Annotated in this window: 20 protein-coding genes and 1 pseudogene; 13 read left to right on the forward strand and 8 right to left on the reverse strand. The window is 68.8% G+C overall.

Annotation, left to right across the window (positions count from 1 at the left end):
- Positions 1 to 375: CorA family divalent cation transporter (locus ACWDU1_RS14110; protein ID WP_449998593.1), on the forward strand; the 375-nt coding region annotated here is incomplete at its 5' end.
- Between the two features lie 28 nt (positions 376 to 403).
- On the opposite strand, the gene ACWDU1_RS14115 is transcribed toward ACWDU1_RS14110, so the two are convergent.
- The 3 genes from ACWDU1_RS14115 to ACWDU1_RS14125 are packed head-to-tail and all read right to left on the reverse strand — an operon-like array spanning position 404 to position 2,477.
- Complete coding sequence (locus ACWDU1_RS14115; RefSeq protein ID WP_449998595.1) at positions 404 to 985, reverse strand: suppressor of fused domain protein; 582 nt, start codon at positions 983 to 985, stop codon at positions 404 to 406.
- 3 nt (positions 986 to 988) lie between these two features.
- Positions 989 to 1,480 (reverse strand): general stress protein, encoded by a 492-nt coding sequence (locus ACWDU1_RS14120; protein ID WP_449998597.1) that lies wholly within the window; start codon positions 1,478 to 1,480, stop codon positions 989 to 991.
- Between the two features lie 52 nt (positions 1,481 to 1,532).
- Complete coding sequence (locus ACWDU1_RS14125; RefSeq protein WP_449998598.1) at positions 1,533 to 2,477, reverse strand: HpcH/HpaI aldolase/citrate lyase family protein; 945 nt, start codon at positions 2,475 to 2,477, stop codon at positions 1,533 to 1,535.
- Positions 2,478 to 2,530: 53 nt separating this feature from the next.
- Here ACWDU1_RS14125 and ACWDU1_RS14130 point away from each other — a divergent pair, with 53 nt between their 5' ends.
- From ACWDU1_RS14130 to ACWDU1_RS14175, 10 genes are all read left to right on the forward strand, one after another.
- Positions 2,531 to 3,811 (forward strand): magnesium transporter MgtE N-terminal domain-containing protein, encoded by a 1,281-nt coding sequence (locus ACWDU1_RS14130; RefSeq protein ID WP_449998600.1) that lies wholly within the window; start codon positions 2,531 to 2,533, stop codon positions 3,809 to 3,811.
- Complete coding sequence (locus tag ACWDU1_RS14135) at positions 3,808 to 4,422, forward strand: DUF1003 domain-containing protein (protein ID WP_449998602.1); 615 nt, start codon at positions 3,808 to 3,810, stop codon at positions 4,420 to 4,422. Before ACWDU1_RS14130 ends, ACWDU1_RS14135 begins: the two co-directional genes overlap by 4 nt.
- A gap of 291 nt (positions 4,423 to 4,713) precedes the next feature.
- Positions 4,714 to 5,904 carry a lytic murein transglycosylase gene (locus ACWDU1_RS14140; protein ID WP_449998603.1) on the forward strand — a complete coding sequence of 397 codons (1,191 nt, stop codon included), beginning with the start codon at positions 4,714 to 4,716 and terminating at the stop codon, positions 5,902 to 5,904.
- Positions 5,905 to 6,161: 257 nt separating this feature from the next.
- Complete coding sequence (locus ACWDU1_RS14145) at positions 6,162 to 7,016, forward strand: lytic transglycosylase domain-containing protein (protein WP_449998605.1); 855 nt, start codon at positions 6,162 to 6,164, stop codon at positions 7,014 to 7,016.
- 19 nt (positions 7,017 to 7,035) lie between these two features.
- Positions 7,036 to 8,172 carry an Mrp/NBP35 family ATP-binding protein gene (locus tag ACWDU1_RS14150; RefSeq protein WP_449998607.1) on the forward strand — a complete coding sequence of 379 codons (1,137 nt, stop codon included), beginning with the start codon at positions 7,036 to 7,038 and terminating at the stop codon, positions 8,170 to 8,172.
- A gap of 19 nt (positions 8,173 to 8,191) precedes the next feature.
- Entirely contained in the window at positions 8,192 to 8,512 is a 321-nt protein-coding gene (locus ACWDU1_RS14155) for a DivIVA domain-containing protein (RefSeq protein ID WP_449998609.1), read from the forward strand.
- Complete coding sequence (locus ACWDU1_RS14160; protein WP_449998610.1) at positions 8,509 to 9,078, forward strand: DNA-3-methyladenine glycosylase I; 570 nt, start codon at positions 8,509 to 8,511, stop codon at positions 9,076 to 9,078. Before ACWDU1_RS14155 ends, ACWDU1_RS14160 begins: the two co-directional genes overlap by 4 nt.
- Before the next feature lie 158 nt (positions 9,079 to 9,236).
- Positions 9,237 to 9,404, forward strand: a complete 168-nt coding sequence (locus ACWDU1_RS14165; RefSeq protein ID WP_011211259.1) for a DUF3117 domain-containing protein — start codon at positions 9,237 to 9,239, stop codon at positions 9,402 to 9,404.
- Positions 9,391 to 10,272, forward strand: coding sequence for a putative RNA methyltransferase (locus ACWDU1_RS14170; protein WP_449998612.1), 882 nt, complete (start codon positions 9,391 to 9,393; stop codon positions 10,270 to 10,272). The genes ACWDU1_RS14165 and ACWDU1_RS14170 overlap by 14 nt, the downstream gene beginning before the upstream one ends.
- A 124-nt stretch (positions 10,273 to 10,396) precedes the next feature.
- Positions 10,397 to 10,804 carry a group I truncated hemoglobin gene (locus tag ACWDU1_RS14175; protein WP_449998613.1) on the forward strand — a complete coding sequence of 136 codons (408 nt, stop codon included), beginning with the start codon at positions 10,397 to 10,399 and terminating at the stop codon, positions 10,802 to 10,804.
- 4 nt (positions 10,805 to 10,808) lie between these two features.
- Here ACWDU1_RS14175 and glgA read toward each other — a convergent pair whose 3' ends face one another.
- Positions 10,809 to 12,026 carry a glycogen synthase gene (glgA, locus tag ACWDU1_RS14180; RefSeq protein WP_449998614.1) on the reverse strand — a complete coding sequence of 406 codons (1,218 nt, stop codon included), beginning with the start codon at positions 12,024 to 12,026 and terminating at the stop codon, positions 10,809 to 10,811.
- A gap of 64 nt (positions 12,027 to 12,090) precedes the next feature.
- Here glgA and glgC point away from each other — a divergent pair, with 64 nt between their 5' ends.
- Positions 12,091 to 13,305 carry a glucose-1-phosphate adenylyltransferase gene (gene glgC, locus ACWDU1_RS14185; protein WP_449998616.1) on the forward strand — a complete coding sequence of 405 codons (1,215 nt, stop codon included), beginning with the start codon at positions 12,091 to 12,093 and terminating at the stop codon, positions 13,303 to 13,305.
- Positions 13,306 to 13,409: 104 nt separating this feature from the next.
- On the opposite strand, the gene ACWDU1_RS14190 is transcribed toward glgC, so the two are convergent.
- The 4 genes from ACWDU1_RS14190 to ACWDU1_RS14205 form a co-directional block, all read right to left on the reverse strand.
- The gene (locus tag ACWDU1_RS14190; RefSeq protein WP_449998617.1) at positions 13,410 to 15,065 is read right to left on the reverse strand and encodes an ABC transporter permease; all 1,656 of its coding nucleotides are present in this window, start codon (positions 15,063 to 15,065) and stop codon (positions 13,410 to 13,412) included.
- Positions 15,062 to 15,982 carry an ABC transporter ATP-binding protein gene (locus tag ACWDU1_RS14195; RefSeq protein ID WP_449998619.1) on the reverse strand — a complete coding sequence of 307 codons (921 nt, stop codon included), beginning with the start codon at positions 15,980 to 15,982 and terminating at the stop codon, positions 15,062 to 15,064. The genes ACWDU1_RS14190 and ACWDU1_RS14195 overlap by 4 nt, the downstream gene beginning before the upstream one ends.
- Positions 15,982 to 16,719 carry a TetR family transcriptional regulator gene (locus tag ACWDU1_RS14200; RefSeq protein WP_449998621.1) on the reverse strand — a complete coding sequence of 246 codons (738 nt, stop codon included), beginning with the start codon at positions 16,717 to 16,719 and terminating at the stop codon, positions 15,982 to 15,984. The genes ACWDU1_RS14195 and ACWDU1_RS14200 overlap by 1 nt, the downstream gene beginning before the upstream one ends.
- A 206-nt stretch (positions 16,720 to 16,925) precedes the next feature.
- On the reverse strand, positions 16,926 to 17,558 hold the full coding sequence (locus ACWDU1_RS14205) for an O-methyltransferase (RefSeq protein WP_449998623.1): 633 nt from the start codon (positions 17,556 to 17,558) through the stop codon (positions 16,926 to 16,928).
- A 490-nt stretch (positions 17,559 to 18,048) separates the two neighbouring features.
- On the opposite strand from ACWDU1_RS14205, the pseudogene ACWDU1_RS14210 reads away from it, so the two are divergent.
- Positions 18,049 to 18,167: pseudogene (locus ACWDU1_RS14210) on the forward strand (RNA polymerase sigma factor SigE); the annotation flags it as partial.

Here is an 18,167-nt window from a genome sequence, read left to right on the forward strand (position 1 = left end):
CTGGATATGCCGCTGGACATCCTGGTGCGTAACGAAGAACTGCCGCTGGACCCCGAGATCCGGCGTTATCTGCGCGATGTCGCCGACCATCACACGGCTGTCTCCGATCGCATCACCGATTTCGACGACTCCCTCAGTGCGCTCATCAACGCGGCACTGGCGAAGATCACCGTTCAGCAGAACACCGATATGCGCAAGATCTCCGCCTGGGTGGCGATCGCGGCGGTCCCCACGATGATCGCCGGGATCTACGGCATGAATTTCGAGCATATGCCCGAACTGAAGACGACCTGGGGTTATCCGGTGGCGTTGCTGCTCATCGCCGGAATCTGTGGCCTGCTGATGATGCTGTTCCGGCGCAACAACTGGCTTTAGCGGTCACAGCGACGCCGCACCGCGGCCGTCACAGCGACGCCGCACCGCGGCCGGGGTCCAGCACATCGATACCCGCTTCGGTCCACGCATCGCGTAGCGCCTGCGCCCCGCGCACCCGCACCCACGCCGCCTCGGTGGCCGTGACCGGGGTCGCGGCGAAATACCGCACCGGATCGGCCGGTTCGGGCAGTTCGATCTCCGGAATCCCACCCGGCCCCAGCAGCACCGCGGTGAACGGCGCGGCCTGCCAGATCGGTTCCCCCAGATCCAGTAGCGCGTCGGCCTGGAGCACAACGCCTTCGACCGCGGGCGAAGCGGCCAGGACGCCCAGCGATTTCGCGACGCCGGAACCCGACCCCGCGCCCGCCCGCACGGTGAGCACCAGCTCCGCGCGCGGCCCCCGCACCGGGTCCGCCGTCACCGCGGTGGGATCGCCCATCGGATGGCGGGATCCGCCCACCGTCGCGTAGTGCACCACCCCGTCACCGGGGATGCGCAGGATCTCGATCGGTTCCAGCCCGAGAAAGGTCACCGACGCGGTGTCCACGGCCGCCACGTCGATATCGAAATGACCGGCCACCGCCGACCGGACCCGTTCGATCACATCCATCCGTCAGATCGCCAGCTTGGCCAGCAGATCACGCGCCTGCTCGGCGGTCTTCGGATCGCACAGTACGTCGTAGCGGCCGGCCACCAGTTGCATGGTCGACGCGAAATCGCGCTGACCGCGGGTCGCGGCGTACGGGATCGTGGTGGAGATGACCCCGAAGATGATGCCGCCGACCAGGCCGACCAGCAGCGGACCGGCCATCCCGTTGGTCGTGAACAGGCTCAGCAGCAGGCCCAGGAAAAGGCCCAGCCAGGCGCCCGACACCACACCCCCGCCGATCACCTTCCCCCAGTTCAACCGGTAGAGCACCCGTTCGACCTGCATGAGATCGACGCCGACGATGGTGACGTTCTGGACGGGGAACTGATTATCGGCCAGATGGTCCACGGCGCGCTGCGCCTCGGCATAGGTCGGGTACGAACCGATCGGCCACCCCGAAGGCGGCGTCGGCAGCCCCTGTCGACCGCGATTCGAGCTCCCTAATGGGTTCGTCATACCTAGATTGTGGCGCATCCGGACAAATCGTGTCCGAACCCCCGGCCGCCCGTTATTCCGGTGGGGTGAAGGTGGTGGTGCGTTTCATACCTGCCGCGCGGCCCTTTTCCGCGATCACGACCGCCATTTTCGCGCTCGCCTCGTCGATCATCTCGTCGCCGAGCATCACCGCGCCGCACGCGCCGCCGTCCTCGGAGGTGTGATAGGCGTAGGCGTCCAGGATGAGTTCCGCGTGGTCGTAATCGGACTGCCGGGGGCTGAAGATCTCGTTGGCGGCATCCACCTGGCCCGGGTGCAGGACCCATTTGCCGTCGAAGCCCAGTGCGGCGGTGCGCCCGGCCGCGCGCCGGAAACCGTCGATATCGCGGATCTGGAGGTAGGGCCCGTCGATGGCCTGCAGCCCGTGGGCGCGGGCGGTGAGCAGGATGGTCATCAGGATGTGGTGGTAGGCGTCGCCGGTGTCGTAGCCCTCCGGCTGTTCGCCGACCACCAGCGTGCGCATATTGATACTCGCCATGAAATCGGCCGGGCCGAAGACCAGGGTCTGCACCCGCGGGCTCGCGGTGGCGATCTCGTCGATATTGCGCAGGCCCAGCGCGTTCTCGATCTGCGGTTCGATCCCGATCCGGCCGGGTTCGAGACCGTTGGCCCGCTCCAGCTGGCTCAGCAGCAGATCCAGGGCGCGGACCTGCCCGGCGTCGGTCACCTTGGGGAGCAGGATGGCGTCGAGCGCGGTACCGGCGCCGTCCACCACCGAGATCACATCGGCGTAGGTCCACTGGGTGGTCCAGTCGTTGACGCGCACCACCCGCAGCTGCTCCCCCCAGCCGGAGTCGTTGAGCGCGGCCACGATATTGGCGCGGGCGGCCGCTTTGGCGCCGGGCGCCACGGCGTCCTCGAGGTCCAGGAAGATCTCGTCGACCGGCAGGCCCTTGGCCTTGGCGATCATCTTCGGGTTGCTGCCCGGCACGGCGAGCACGGAACGGCGCGGCTTCATGAACACTCCTGTGGTCGGCCCGGTCCGGCCCCGGAACATCTAGCCTGGCAGTCATGGCAGCTACCAGGGTGTATATCGCCAGGCTGACCGGCCTGGCGGTGCTGGGGCCGGACGGTGAGTCTATCGGCCGGGTCCGTGACGTCGTGGTGGCCGTCCGCTACGACCGGCAGGAGCCGCGGGTGCACGGGCTGGTGGTGGAGTTGCCGACCCGGCGCCGGATCTTCGTGCCGATGCTGCGGGTCACCGCCATCGAACCCGGTTCGGTCAATCTGAACACCGGCACCGTGAGTCTGCGCCGGTTCGCCCAGCGGCCGGGCGAACTGCTGGCCATGGCGCAGATCGTGGACTCCTCGGTGCGGGTGGACGATCCGGATCTGCCCGATCTGGCCGGGGTGGACGTTTTCGTCGTGGACCTCGGGATAGCGCTGACCCGCACCCGGGATTGGCGGGTCGCCCGGGTGGCCGTGCGCGGGCACCGGCGGCTGGGCCGGCGGCGCACCGTGCATGTGGTGGACTGGGCCCGGGTGGACGGGCTCACCCCGTACGAAATCGGGCGCCCCGGCCAGGATGTCAGCGCGCTGCTGGAGCAGTTCGAGGGTCAGCGCGCCGCGGACGTGGCGCATATGCTGCGCGAGCTTCCGGCCAAACGCCGCCTGGAGGTGGCCGTGGCCCTCGACGACGAACGGCTCGCCGATGTGGTGCAGGAACTGTCCGGCGACGATCAGGTGGAACTGCTCGGCCAGCTCGAGGTCGGCCGGGCCGCCGATGTGCTGGAGGCCATGGATCCCGACGATGCCGCCGATCTGCTCGGCGGCTTGCCGGAGAACGAGGCCGAATCGCTGCTGACCCTGATGGATCCGCAGGAGTCCGAGCCGGTGCGCAGGTTGCTCGAGCACTCCCCCGATACCGCGGGTGGTCTGATGACGCCGGAGCCGGTGATCCTGACCCCGGCGACGACCGTGGCGGAGGCCCTGGCCCGGGTACGCGATCCGGATCTCACCCCCGCCCTGGCCTCGATGGTGTTCGTGGTGCGCCCGCCCACCGCGACACCCACCGGCCGCTATCTCGGCTGCGTGCATCTGCAGCAGCTGTTGCGTGAGCCCCCGGCGCATCTGGTGGGCGGCATCCTCGATACCGATCTCGGTGCGCTGCGCCCCGATCTGCCGCTGTCCGCGGTGACCCGGTATTTCGCCAGCTACAACCTGGTGTGCGGGCCGGTGGTGGACGAACAGGGCCATCTGCTGGGCGCGGTGAGCGTGGACGATCTGCTCGATCACCTGCTGCCCCGGGATTGGCGTGAGGACGAGCAACTGTACGAGGGTGTACGCCCGTGACGACCGAGAAGGGCACCGCCGGGCGAACCACGTCCTCGGCGCGGCAGCGGCTGGAAACCCCCGTGGAGGGCAGGTTCCGATTCGACTGGGATGCCGAGGCGCTGGCCCGCGGCAGCGAACGGATCGCCCGGTTCCTGGGCACCGGGCGCTATCTGGCGCTGCAGACGGTGGTGGTGATCGTCTGGATCATCCTGAACATCTTCGTGGTCGCGCTGCGCTGGGACCCCTATCCGTTCATCCTGCTGAATCTGGCCTTCTCCACCCAGGCCGCCTATGCCGCGCCGCTGATCCTGCTGGCACAGAACCGGCAGGACAACCGCGACCGGGTCTCACTCGAGGAAGACCGGCTGCGGGCGGCGCAGACCAAGGCCGACACCGAGTTCCTGGCGCGCGAATTGGCGGCGCTGCGGCTGGCGGTGGGCGAGGTCGCCACCCGCGATTACCTTCGCCGCGAACTCGACGAGATCCGCGACGCCCTCGATCGCGTCGAGGGTGCGGCGGGTGTGGGTCCGACGCGCGGCCCGGACAAAGCAACGAAGCCGAAACGCAAGAAAACCTCCGGTCACAAGCCGGTTACGGACTCGGTTTCACCGCCTCTCGCGGACGATTGACCGGAAATCCACAATATGCTCCTGACCGGTAGGTAACCTGGATCACGTTGTCCCGAGCGCGCCATCCGGGAATGTCCGAGACGGTCGCTCACCCGTGACATAGAGGAATGGTGGAGCCGGATGCGGATACCTACCCCTGTGGCAATGTCGGCTCTCGTCATGGCGGGCCTGGTAGCCAGCGGTTCAGCAGCACACACCACCTTCTCGTCGACACCACCGGAAGCTACCGGGACGAGACTGGCGGTGAACGCGAACCGGGTCGGCGACCGAACGGCCGACCCCGATGCCCCAGTGACCCAGACACTCGGAATCCTGCCCGCGGAGCCCACCACACCACGCAAACTGCGCGCCCTGTCACCGCTGGGTACGGCACCGTTCGCGGGCACGGTCCCGCTGCAGACCCTCACCCTGCCGGGCGGCAACGGGGTACTGGGCATTCCGGAGATCGTGCTGGCCGCCTACCGCAACGCCGAACTGGCGCTGCAGACCTCGGCCCCCGGCTGCGGGGTCACCTGGAATCTGCTCGCCGGCATCGGCCGGATCGAGTCGGGGCACGCGAGCAACGGGCGCACCGACGCGGCCGGAACCACCAATCCACCCATTTTCGGCCCCGCGCTGGACGGCACCCTGCCCGGCAACGAGGTCATCCGTTCCGCCGACGGCGGTTACGTCCGCGCCCTCGGTCCCATGCAGTTCCTGCCCGGCACCTGGGCGCACTACGCGGCCGACGGCAATGCCGACGGTCATGCCGATCCGCACAACGTCTTCGACGCGACCTTGGCCGCCGGCAAGTACCTGTGCTCGGGCGGCCTGAATCTGCGTGACCCGCAACAGGAACTACGCGCCGTACTGCGCTACAACAACTCGATGTCCTACGCGGCCACCGTGCTGAGCTGGTCGGCCGCCTACCGCACCGGCGGCCGGCCCGCACCGGTCACGGTCTCTCCCGATCTGGTCCCGCCCGGCAGCGCGCCGACCCAGCTCCCGCCCGGGTCGCCGGATCTGCTGGCGGCACAGACCGATACGGCGGTCCCCCCACCGCCGCCGACCGCCACCGTTCAGGTCCCGCGCCCGGAACCGATGATCCGGGTCCCGGGCCTGCCGCCGATTCCGTGCGGTCTGCTGTGCCCGCCGGCGCCGGGCTCACCGAAGGTGGGCGAGACGTTGCCCGAACGTGGACCGGCACCGGTCACCCCCGAGGGACAGAACGCGCCGGCCGCACCGGGGACGCCACCCGAACCCGGCAACCCGGCACCGCAGGCCGCCCCGGCCGCGCCCGCGCCTCCGGCTCCCGCCCCCGCGGCTCCCGCGCCACCGTCCATCACGCTGCCCGGCGGACTCGTCATTCCCCTTCCGGTAGTGGTGTTCCCGGCGCCGGCGCCGCCGACCCGGGCCGACGTCCCGCCGCCCGCCCCGGCCGCTCCCGCCGAGGGGCCCGCACCGGCTCCGGCGGCGCCCGGGCCCACCGCCCCACCCGCCTGAGACACGCCGACGAGAAGCCGGCCGGGCGCACTGCTCCCACCCGCGCCGGCAGCGCCGAAACCCCGGCCTCCGACCGGGGTTTCGCCGTGTTCCGGTGGGCGGCAGGGCTTTCCCTATTCCCACTTCCGCCAGAAATATTGGTCACGAGGCAGTAACGAAGAGGTCTCGGATGCGGTATCCTCGAGGAGCGAAGGTCACGGTTCGGCGACACCGGCCGCGGCCGCAAGGTTGTGCGTTGAGATGAAGGGCTTGAGTACGTGGGGCGTCACCGTAAGCAGCAACCGGCCACTGTCACCCGTAGTTCGGTCATCGCGCTCACCGGCCTGGTACCGGCCGGAGTAGTGGCGACCAACGCCGCGGCGGCCATGGCCACCGACCCCACGGCGGCCTCGGTGTCGATGCATATGCAAGAACTGAGCGCGGGCCCCGTTCAGGCGATGGGCCCCGCCGCCGTGGCCGATACGGCGATGCACGCGATGGCCAAACAGTCACCCGAGGCCCGGGTGGAGGTGAAAACGGTCGCGCTGGACCCGAATCGGGCCCGCAACGATCTGCCGGTCGCCGCGTCCGGGATCCCGGGTATCGCGGAGGCCGCCTATATCAATGCCGAGCAGATCCTGGCCCAGGAGAATCCCGACTGCAATATGCCGTGGACGATGCTGGCCGGTATTGGTCGCGTCGAATCCACCCATATGTACAACGGCAAGGCCGACGCCGACGGCAACGCGCTCGCCCCCGTTTTCGGGCCGGTACTCGACGGCAGCCTGTCGGGCAACAACGTCATCCACGATTCGGACGGCGGCGCGCTCGACGGTTTCGGCGGCTACGACCGCGCGGTCGGGCCCATGCAGTTCCTTCCCGAAACCTGGACCGCGTTCGCCGGCGACGGCAACCGGGACGGTATCTCCGATCCGCAGAACTACTACGACGCCACCCTCACCGCCGGGAAGTACCTGTGCTCGGGCGGTCTGGACATGTCCGATCCCGCCCAGCAGACCAGGGCGATCCTGCGCTACAACAACTCCATGGCCTACGTCGCGAACGTGATGGCCTGGGAGCAGTCGTACAACACGGGGGTCGCACCACGGCCCGCGGAACTCCCCAAGATCTGACGCCACTACCATCGGCGGTATGCCAGTGGTAACGGAAGCGGAGGTGCGGGGCGCTCTCGCGAAGGTCGACGACCCGGAGATCCGCAAACCGATCACCGAACTGGGCATGGTCAAGAGCATCCGAGTCGCCCCGGACGGCGATGTGCACGTCGAGGTGTACCTGACCACCGCCGGCTGCCCCCTGCGTACCGAGATCACGCAGCGAGTGAGCACCGCCGTCGCGGATGTCCCCGGTGTCGGAGCGGTCTCCGTCGATCTCGATGTGATGAACGACGAGCAGCGCACCGAACTGCGCAAACAACTGCGGGGCGATTCCGCCGAACCGGTGATCCCGTTCGCCCAGCCCGGATCGCTGACCCGTGTCTACGCGGTGGCCTCGGGTAAGGGTGGGGTGGGCAAATCCAGCGTCACGGTGAACCTCGCCGCCGCGCTGGCCGACCGCGGCTTGTCGGTGGGCGTCCTCGACGCCGATATCTACGGCCATTCCATTCCGCGCATGCTCGGTACCGATGCCCGGCCCACCCAGGTCGAGCGGATGATCATGCCGCCGATCGCGCACGACGTGAAGATGATCTCGATCGCGCAGTTCACCCAGGGCAACACCCCGGTGGTGTGGCGCGGGCCGATGCTGCACCGCGCGCTGCAGCAGTTCCTCGCCGATGTCTTCTGGGGTGATCTGGACGTCCTGCTGCTGGACCTGCCCCCGGGAACCGGCGATGTCGCGATCTCCATCGCCCAGCTGATCCCGAACGCGGAGATCCTGGTGGTCACCACCCCGCAGATCGCCGCCGCCGAGGTGGCCGAGCGCGCGGGCGCGATCGCCCTGCAGACCCGGCAGCGGATCGCCGGTGTGGTCGAGAACATGTCCTGGCTGGACCTGCCGGACGGCTCCCGAATGGAGCTGTACGGTTCGGGCGGCGGACAGGCGGTCGCCGAGCGGCTCACCCGCGCGGTGGGGGCCGAGGTGCCGCTGCTCGGCCAGATCCCGATCGAGCAGGCGCTGCGCGAAGCCGGCGACGAGGGCACCCCGATCGTGCTGCGTGATCCGGACAGCCCATCGGCGGTCGCCCTGCGCGAGGTCGCCGGGAAGCTCGCCGTGCGGCGGCGCGGACTGGCCGGGATGTCGCTGGGTATCGACACCACCCGTCATCTCTGAGCGCACCTAGACTCGATCCATGCTCACCCTGCTGCTGTACGTACTGATCGTCGGATTGGTGGCCACAGTTCTGTTTCTGCTGGCCAGCGCCCTTTTCGGACGGTCGGAGGAGCTGGGTCCGCTGCCGGGGGGCACCACCGCGACGGTGCTGCCGGTCGAGGGGATCGCCGGGGCGGATGTGCGGGCACTGCGGTTCCAGCAGGTGGTGCGCGGCTACAAGGCCGGGGAGGTCGACTGGGCGCTGGCCCGGCTGGCCGCGCGGATAGACGAACTCCAGTCCGAATTGGCCGAGGCGCGCGCGGCGATCCCGGCCTCCGACCACGAGCCGGAGCGGAAGTGACCCAGGACACCCGGATCCGTTGCCCGTGGTCGATCGATTCACAGCTCTACCGGGATTACCACGATCAGGAATGGGGCCGGCCGCTGCACGGAAACGACGCGCTGTTCGAGCGGTTGTGCCTGGAAGCGTTCCAATCGGGGCTCGCCTGGATCACGATCCTGCGCAAACGGCCCGCGTTTCGCGAGGCCTTCGCCGGATTCGCCATCGACCGGGTCGCCGAATTCGGCGACTCCGATCGGGAACGCCTGCTCGCCGACGCCGGGATAGTGCGTAATCGCGCCAAAATCGATGCCTGTATCGCCAATGCCAGGGCCGCGCGCGAACTCGATATCGATCTGGACGAACTGCTGTGGTCGTTCGCGCCGCCGGCCCGGCCCCGGCCCCGGGAAATCACCGATATTCCGGCGATCACACCCGAATCCACCGCACTGGCAAAAGAATTGAAACGGCGCGGATTCCGTTTCGTCGGGCCGACCACCGCCTACGCGCTCATGCAGGCCACCGGGATGGTCGACGACCATCTCGCCGAATGCTGGGTCGATATCGGAGGCGACACCACCGGCTGACCGGTCACTTTTGGACGTCGAGTATCCGCCAGCTGCCGCGATAGGGAAGAATGGACCGAGTGCGGTCCGTCGTCTTCACAGACGGACCGCCCGGTTGGTGACAACTGGAGATCCGAGCAAGTGCGCAGCATATCGCGCAGATCTGGAGGGAGCAGAGGATGGCGGCCATGAAGCCCCGTACCGGGGACGGTCCCCTCGAGGCAACCAAGGAAGGCCGTGGGATCGTCATGCGGGTCCCACTCGAGGGTGGCGGGCGTCTGGTCGTAGAACTCACGCCCGACGAAGCCGCGGCACTCGGCGACGAATTGAAGAGTGTCACCAGCTAGACAACCGGCCGAGGAGTCGGCGCTCGCCGCGGCCGCCGAGGTACTGAGTTGCCCCGAATGCGGCTGCGGCCTGATTTCCGCGGATCGCGTGCTGCGCTGCGAACGCGGACACAGTTTCGATATCGCCCGGCAGGGTTATGTCAGTTTGCTCACCGGCGCCGCCGGCAAGCTCACGGGTGATTCCGCCGCCATGCTGGACGCGCGATCCGCGTTCCAGAGCGCCGGATATTTCGGGCCGATCGCCGCGGCGATCGCGGAGGCCGCTGTGTCGTCGAGCCCCGACCGGGCCGGCGAACGAATCCTCGATATCGGCGCCGGTACCGGGTACTACACGGCACGAGTCCTGGACGCACTGCCGGAGGCCCGGGGTATCGCCCTGGATCTGGCCAAGGCGGCCGGCCGGCGCTGCGCCCGCGCGCACCCGCGCGCGGCGGCCGTGGTCGCCGACGCGTGGCGCGGACTGCCGGTCCGCGACGGGTCGATCACGCTCGCCATGTCGGTGTTCGCTCCGCGCAATCCGGACGCGATCGCCCGGGCGCTGGCACCCGGTGGTCGCTATATCGTCGTCACCCCCACGGCGGCCCATCTGGCAGAACTGATCGATCCGCTCGGGATGGTCACGGTCGACCCCGACAAGGACCGCCGCCTCGGGGAGGCGCTGGCCGGGCGGTTCGAGCGGCGCGGCGATACGACGGTGGAGTATCCGATGTCCCTCTCGCACGGGGCGATCGCCGCGCTGGTCGGGATGGGTCCGTCGGCGCATCATGCGGCGGCTCCGGCGGATCGTATCGCCGCTCTGCCGGATCCCTGCCCGGTGACCGCGTCGGTGACCGTGGCGGTGCACACCCCGCTCGGCGGCCCCCGATAGCCCGCCTTCCTCACCGTCACCCCTCAGCACCTGTGAGGTCAGGGCAATCACGCTGCCACACAGTGCAATCGGCTCGCGACACCGGCCTGATGGACGGGTAACAGCACCCTGATGTGCTGGACACATGCGGATACCGACATTCGGCAAGAAGAAAACCACCACCACGATCTTCGACCGGATCGGCGGATACGAGGCGCTGGAAGCCGTCGTCGCCGATTTCTACACCCGGGTATTGGCCGACGACGAGTTGGCCGGCTTCTTCACTGGCACCAATATGTCCCGGTTACGCGGGAAACAGGTCGAATTCTTCGCGGCCGCCCTCGGCGGCCCGGAGCCCTACACCGGCGCGCCGATGAAACAGGTTCATCAGGGCCGCGGTATCACCATGCGTCATTTCCAGTTGGTGGCCGGGCATCTGACGGAATCCCTGACGGCGGCCGGTGTCGACGACGAAACGGTCGGCGAGATCATCGGCGCGGTCGCCCCGCTGGCCGGCGATATCGCTTCCGGGCCGTCCCCGGCCCCGGCCTGAGTCGTCAGCGCTTGCAGACCGTCCGGTAGACGTCGAGGGTCTGTTCGGCGATCCGGTACCAGTCGAACTCGGCCCGGGCCCGCCGCCGGCCCGCCGCGCCGAATTCGGCCGCGCGCACCGGGTCCCCGGCCAGATCGTTGATCGCGGCGGCCAGGGCGCGCTCGTAGCCGGCCGGATTCGCGGCGTCGAAGCGCACCAGCCGCCCGGTACGCCCGTCCTCGACCACCTCCGGAATACCGCCCACCTCGGAGGCGACCACGGCCGTCGCGCAGGCCATCGCCTCCAGGTTCACGATTCCCAGCGGTTCGTACACCGACGGGCAGACGAATACCGTGGCCGCCGCGAGCAGTTGCCGGATCTGCTCGGTGGGCAGCATCTCCCGCACCCAGAACACATTGCCCCGGGCCCGGTGCAATCCGGCGACGGCGGCGGCCACCTCGGCTTCCAGCTCCGGGGTGTCCGCGGCGCCGGCGCACAGTACGAGCTGGATCCCGGGATCGATCGCACGCGCGGCCGCCAGCAGATGCCCGACCCCCTTCTGGCGGGTGATCCGGCCGACGAACACCGCCAGCGGCCCGTCCGGGCGCACCCCCAGTTCGTCCAGGATCCGGCGGCTGCCCGGTTCCGGGGGTCCGGGATGCCAGACCCGCGCGTCGATCCCGTTGCGCACCACATGGACCTTCGCCGGATCCAGCGTGGGGTAGGCGTCGAGGACATCGCGGCGCATCCAGTCGCTCACCGCGATCACCGCGTCCGCGTGTTCGAGCGCGTTGCGCTCCGACCACGACGACAGCCGGTAACCGCCGCCCAGCTGCTCGGCCTTCCAGGGGCGCCGGGGTTCGAGCGAATGGGTGGTGACCACATGCGGAATCCCGTACAGGGTGGCGGCCAGATGCCCGGCCAGGCCCGAGTACCAGGTGTGCGAATGGACCAGGTCCGCCGGGCCCACCGCCTCGGCCATCCGCAGTTGCGCCGACATCATCCGTAGCGCCGGATTGGCCTCGTCGAGCGCCGGATCGGGGTCGTGTACCCGGGCACCGGTCCGCGGCACGCCCATACAGTGCACGGTCACGGTGCTCATCCGCCGCAGCCGCGCCACCAATTCCGTCACATGCACACCCGCGCCGCCGTAGACCTCCGGCGGATATTCCCGGGTGAGCACGGCCACCCGTAGCGGATCGCCCGCGGGCGCCGCGCCCGGACCGCTGGAACCGAAACTCACGGATTCACGGTAGACGCCGAGCGGTCAACACGTCCCGACCACCTCGTTCGGTAGGTTTGGCACTGTGAGGAGCCAGCCGCACGTCCTGGGAATCGTGCTCGCCGGTGGCGAGGGCAAGCGACTCTTCCCGCTGACCGCCGACCGGGCCAAACCGGCCGTTCCCTTCGGCGGCGCCTACCGCCTCATCGACTTCGTCCTGAGCAATCTCGTCAATGCCGGTTTCCTGCGGCTGTGTGTACTGACCCAGTACAAATCGCATTCCCTGGACCGCCATATCTCGCAGACCTGGCGATTATCCGGCTTCGCCGGTGAATACATCACCCCGGTGCCGGCGCAGCAGCGGCTCGGCCCGCGCTGGTACACCGGCAGCGCGGACGCCATCATGCAATCGCTGAATCTCATCTACGACGAGGACCCCGATTACATCGTGGTGTTCGGCGCCGACCATGTGTACCGGATGGATCCCGAGCAGATGGTCGCCCATCACATCGATTCCGGCGCGGGGGTCACCGTGGCCGGAATACGGGTGCCGCGCAGCGAAGCCGGCGCCTTCGGCTGTATCGATTCCGACGAATCCGGGCGGATCGTCGGATTCCTGGAGAAACCCGCCCATCCGCCCGGTATTCCGGACGATCCGAACTCGACCTTCGCCTCGATGGGCAACTATGTGTTCACCACCAAGGTGCTGGTGGATTCGATCAAGGCCGATTCGGAGAATTCCGATTCGGATCACGATATGGGCGGCGACATCATTCCGCGGCTGGTCTCGGCGGGACAGGCCGCGGTCTACGATTTCGATGTCAACGAAGTTCCCGGTGCCACCGATCGCGATCGCGGGTACTGGCGCGATGTCGGCACCATCGATGCCTTCTACGAGGCCCATATGGACCTGGTGTCGGTGAACCCGGTGTTCAACCTCTACAACCGGCACTGGCCGATCCGGGGCGCCGCCGAGAACCTGCCCCCGGCCAAATTCGCCCGGGGCGGCCTGGCGCAGGAATCGATCGTGGGGGCGGGCAGCCTGCTGTCCGCGGCCACCGTCCGTAATTCGGTGCTCAGCGCCAACGTCCTGGTCGACGAGGGCGCCACCGTGGAGGGCAGTGTGCTGATGCCGGGGGTGCGGATCGGCCGGGGCGCGGTGGTGCGGCGCGCGATCCTGGACAAGAACGTGATGGTGTCCGAGGGGGAGATCATCGGGGTGGATCTCGAACGCGACCGCGACCGGTTCGCCATCAGTAACGGCGGTGTGGTCACCGTCGGCAAGGGCACCTGGGTCTGAGAGGCGTCGGCCTCCCGCCGGACGACACGGTCGCCGCGACTTCCCTGGCCAGGGTGTCGCGACGACCGTGCCCCGCCTCCGCGCGGGCCCGTCCGATGCGGAGGTCAGCGCATATCGCGGCCCCGGATACCGGCCAGCCCGGCCGCCAGCAGTACCGCAGCGATGACCACGACCGTCACCACCGGGGTCACGGTGAACTCCGAACCCGGCAGTTTCGGTGCGTGACTGAACGGTTCCAGATCCCGGAACCACTGCGGGGCCCCGGAGATGGACCCGAGCAGGAACACCGCGACCGCGGCGACCAGCAGCCCCCAGGCCACCGCCGCCCAGCGCGGCACGAGCCCGAACAGCGCGACGGTCACCGCGGCGAAGAACCAGATCGCGGGTAGTTGCACCAGCGCCGCGGCCACCACGCCGGGCATCTCCCCCGCGATATCGCCGGCGGCGATCCCGTAGGTCAGACCGCCCAGCACACCGGCCGAGAGCATCACCAGCACCGGGCCACCGAAGGCGAACACCAGATGCGAGGCCGTCCACCGCAGCCGGCCGACCGCGCCGGTGAGCACGGATTCGGCGTGACCGCCGCTCTCCTCAGCGGCCGGCCGTAGCGCCGCCGAGACAGCGTACGCGGCGCCCGCGACACCCAGCAGGGTGAAGGCGTAACCCAGGAAAGAATCCTCGATCGAATCCGAGCCGCCCATCCGGGTGATCAGATCGCGCAGCGTCTCGTTCTCCGCGAAGCTGTCGCCGATTCCGTTGACGACGCTGCCGATCACCAGCCCGTACAGCCCGACACCGATGGTCCAGGCCAGTAGCGAACCGCGCTGCAATCGCGCCGCCAGTCCCAGCGGCCCGGCCAGGGCGGGGCCCGCCGCGGGAGGCCCCAGCCGTTCGGCGATGAGCCCGGCGCCGATATCGCGGCGCCGCAGCAGCGTGTAGGCCGCGCCCAGCAGCACCGCCAGCAGCGCGATATGCAGGACCAGAACCCACCAGCGGTCCCCCGCGTACGGCCGGATCTGCAACGACCAGCCCTGCGGCGAGAGCCAGGTCAGCGGGTTCACCGGCCCGGCACCGGCCTGCGCGTCACCGACGGCGCGCAGGGTGTAGGTCACCGCGAGCACGGTGAACGCGAGCCCACGGGCGAGCCGGGCACCGGTGCATACCTGCGCGGTCACCGCGGCCACCCCCGCGAAGACCATGCCCGAACCCGCCAGGGCCAGGCCGAAGCCCAGCGACCCGGCGGCGGGTACATCGCTCGCGGTCAGGCTCACCGCGCCGAGCAGACCGGTCAGCAGCGCACCTCCACCGGCCAGCAGGAGGGCGGCGGTGAGGTTGGCGTAGCGGCCCACCGAGGTGGCGGACAGGATCTCACCGCGCCCGGTCTCCTCCTCGGCGCGGGTGTGCCGGATCACGGTGAGGATGGTCGCCACCGCGATCAGCGTATGGAACATCCCCGCCTTCCAGATACCCACAGCGCCGGGGGAATCGTTGTAGATGGGCCCGTACATGGCCAGCTGGGCCGGGCTGGCCAGCACCGTGGCGGCGAAGGACGCCCGGTCGGCGGCGGTCGGATAGACCGATTCGATACTGGCGACATACACCCCGCCCAGCGGCAGCGACAGCAACAGGATCCACAGCGGCGCCACGATCCGGTCCCGCCGCAGGTAGAGGCGCAGTAGCCGCAGTGTGCCGGTGAACCCGGTACCCGCGGAGGGGGAATCGAACACGCGACGGCCGCTTCCGGCGACGGCGGTGGTCATTTCTGTACCTTCTGCAGTTCGCCGGACTCCCGGCCGTTCACCGAGTAGTGGCGCATGAACAGTTCTTCCAGGGTCGGCGGCTGACTGACCAGACTGCGCACCCCGGTATCGCCCAGCACCCGGATCAGTTCCGCGAGGTGGTCCCCGTCGACCTGGCAGCGCAGAGTGCCGTCACGCAGGCTCACATCCGCGACACCGGCGATGGCCGCGATATCCCCCGGATCGCCGGTCAGTTCGGCGGTGATGGAGGTCCGGCTCAGATGACGCATCTCGGAGAGCGCACCGCTTTCCACCGTGCGTCCCGCGCGGATGATGGTGACCCGCTCGCACAGGGCCTCCACCTCGGACAGGATATGGCTGGACAGCAGCACGGTGGCCCCGCGAGCGGCCGCTTCGGCCACGCATTCCCGGAACACCTGCTCCATCAGCGGATCGAGCCCCGAGGTGGGTTCGTCGAGCAGCAGCAGCCGGGCATGCGAGGAGAACGCCGAGACCAGCGCGACCTTCTGCCGGTTGCCCTTGGAGTAGGTCCGGGCCTTCTTCCGGGGATCGAGTTCGAAGCGGTCGATCAGTTCGGCACGGCGGTCGCGGTCCAGACCGCCGCGCATGGAGGCCAGCAGGTCGATGGTCTCGCCGCCGCTCAGCGACGGCCACAGGGTGACATCACCCGGGACGTAGGCGAGTTCGCGATGCAGGGCCACCGCGTCGGCCCAGGGGTCGCGATTCAGCATCCGCACCTCGCCGGAGGTGCGCGCGAGCAGTCCCAGCAGCACCCGGATGGTGGTGGATTTTCCCGCGCCGTTGGGTCCGAGGAACCCGTGCACTTCGCCTTCGTCGACCTCCAGGTCCAGTCCGTCCAGCGCGCGGACCTGCCCGAAGTGTTTGTGCAGATCCCGGATATGTATTGCCGAGGTCATCAGAACTCCTTGTCGGATGCGTTATGAGAGCGGGGGCCGGAGGCGCCTGCGGTATCGCCGGCGCGGGCCGGGTCCGGGGAACCCCGCTCGGTCGGTTCGACATCGGATCCCGCCTGCTGGGCGAGGAGCGCCTCGTACATCGAGGAGTCGGTGAGCAGGCCCTCGCTGAGAACCTCGAGGGCGGGCAGGAGCATCTGCTGTCCGTAGTCCCGCAACGCCTGCCGGTAGTCGGTCGCGGCACCGGCATCGGCCCGCATCTGCAGGAAGAGCAGCAGCCCACCGCCGTTGTTGGTCGCCATGTAGCGGGCCGTCGCCGCGAGATCGCGGGGACGGCGGATGACTCCGGAGGCGATACCCGCTTCGAGATATTGCTGGGCGTCTTCGACCATATGCTCGAAGAGCGCGGTCGCCAGTTCCCCGCCCGCTTGGAAACTGCGCACCATATAGGCGATGACCGGGGCGAATTCGTCGATCTCGCCTAGTTGCTGGAGCAGATTCCCGGCCGAGGGCCGGTCCATGAAACTCAGCTTGGATTCGCGGATCACCGCCCGGATGCGGTCGTCGCATTCCCGGCGCAGCCCCTCCTTGCTCCCGAAATGGTGATTGACCAGCCCCGGCGAGACGCCCGCGGCGGAGGCGATCGCCCGCACCCCGACCCCGAAACCCTGTTCGCCGAAAAGCACGAGTGCCGCGTCCCGGATCCGGGCCCGGGTACTCAGATCGTCGCTTGAACGCATGTTCAATACGCTAAACACTCGTTCAATCAAGACGCAAGGGGTAGCACCGTCAAGATTCCGCAAACGCCGAATCTCCACAGCTCAGAGGCGGGAAAGAAGGCTGGAACCGAGACCCTGCCCGGCAGCCACCAGGCACCCGGGACAGGCAATGCGAAACCCGGCCGGCGACCCACGGCGAATCGCGAGCTACTCGCCCGCCGGGCGAACTACCCCTTGGAAGCGCAGAGCAGGCCGTCGCCCAACGGAATGAGAACACTGGTCAGTCGTGGATCCTCGGCCACGAACCGGGTGGCCGCGCGTACCGCCTGGGTGGCCGCGTCACGATGGGCGGGATCCGGTACCCGGCCGCCGAGTAGCGCGTTGTGCAGCAGCACCGCCCCGCCGCCCCGCAACAGCCGCACCGCCTCGGCCACATACTGCGGCTGCTCGACCGTCGCCGCGTCCAGGAAGACCAGGTCGTAGGCACCGTCCGCCAATCGCGGCAGCACGTCGAGCGCCCGGCCGCTGATGAGCCGGGTCCGGGCGAGCGGGATATCGGCGGCCCGGAAGGATTCCTTGGCGGCCCGCTGATGCTCCGGTTCGAAATCGATGGTGGTCAGCGTGCCATCCTCGCGCATACCGTCGAGCAACCACAATCCGCTGACCCCGGCACCGGTCCCCACCTCGACCACCGCCCGGGCGTCCAGCAGCTGCGCGTACATGCTCAGCAGAGCCCCGACCGACGGCGGCACCGGGGCCGCTCCCAGCTCGGTGGCCCGTTCGCGGGCGTTGACGAGTACCTCGTCCTCCACGACGGATTCCTCGACGTAGGCGAGATTTCGCTCCAGGTTCGATGCCACGCCCCGAGGTTATGCCAAACGCGGCGCAGTGGGTCGCAACATTCTCAGGTGTCCCTCAGGATCTCCACACCCCGGCCATATCGGCGCAGGGAAGAGTGAGGGTTACGCAAGACCAGCAGATCGAACGCGCAGAACGGGAACAACGGACTACCAACCCGCCGTTGTAACCGGTAAAAGACGGCCCGATACCCGGGCCGCTCTATCGAGCCTACGCCTCGGTCCCGATCAGGAGGTCGTCACCATCCACATGGTCGATGCGGCACGCGAGTCCGCCACCTTGCCCGAGCTGCCCCGAGCCCGCCGTACGGCAGCAGAGACCGGGTACCGCCTGCCCGGGCGGGATGAATTCGGCTCCGGACCGTTTCCCGGACCCGATCTCGAGGTAGCCGCACACCACGACCAGGTGGCCAACGATTCCGTTTCGCCGGACGCCCTGATGGAGGTGCCCGATATGTCCAGTACCGATGACAGGACCGAGGTTCTCGACGCCATGTCGAACCCGGAGATCGTCGACCCCGAACTCGACGACCCCCTGACGGGCACCGCCGCCTTCGACGCGACCGGCGACCGCGCGGTCATGCCGACCTGGGAGGAACTGGTACGCGAACA

Source organism: Nocardia sp. NPDC003345 (assembly GCF_053589395.1).

What these genes read in the sequence shown, in the direction of transcription:
- ACWDU1_RS14200 (WP_449998621.1), bottom strand. Translation starts at nt 16,719, where the DNA reads ATGCGTTCAAGCGACGATCTGAGTACCCGGGCCCGGATCCGGGACGCG.
- ACWDU1_RS14175 (WP_449998613.1), top strand. Translation starts at nt 10,397, where the DNA reads ATGCGGATACCGACATTCGGCAAGAAGAAAACCACCACCACGATCTTC.
- ACWDU1_RS14150 (WP_449998607.1), top strand. Translation starts at nt 7,036, where the DNA reads ATGCCAGTGGTAACGGAAGCGGAGGTGCGGGGCGCTCTCGCGAAGGTC.
- ACWDU1_RS14115 (WP_449998595.1), bottom strand. Translation starts at nt 985, where the DNA reads ATGGATGTGATCGAACGGGTCCGGTCGGCGGTGGCCGGTCATTTCGAT.
- ACWDU1_RS14190 (WP_449998617.1), bottom strand. Translation starts at nt 15,065, where the DNA reads ATGACCACCGCCGTCGCCGGAAGCGGCCGTCGCGTGTTCGATTCCCCC.
- ACWDU1_RS14165 (WP_011211259.1), top strand. Translation starts at nt 9,237, where the DNA reads ATGGCGGCCATGAAGCCCCGTACCGGGGACGGTCCCCTCGAGGCAACC.
- ACWDU1_RS14125 (WP_449998598.1), bottom strand. Translation starts at nt 2,477, where the DNA reads ATGAAGCCGCGCCGTTCCGTGCTCGCCGTGCCGGGCAGCAACCCGAAG.
- ACWDU1_RS14155 (WP_449998609.1), top strand. Translation starts at nt 8,192, where the DNA reads ATGCTCACCCTGCTGCTGTACGTACTGATCGTCGGATTGGTGGCCACA.
- ACWDU1_RS14130 (WP_449998600.1), top strand. Translation starts at nt 2,531, where the DNA reads ATGGCAGCTACCAGGGTGTATATCGCCAGGCTGACCGGCCTGGCGGTG.
- ACWDU1_RS14195 (WP_449998619.1), bottom strand. Translation starts at nt 15,982, where the DNA reads ATGACCTCGGCAATACATATCCGGGATCTGCACAAACACTTCGGGCAG.
- ACWDU1_RS14120 (WP_449998597.1), bottom strand. Translation starts at nt 1,480, where the DNA reads ATGACGAACCCATTAGGGAGCTCGAATCGCGGTCGACAGGGGCTGCCG.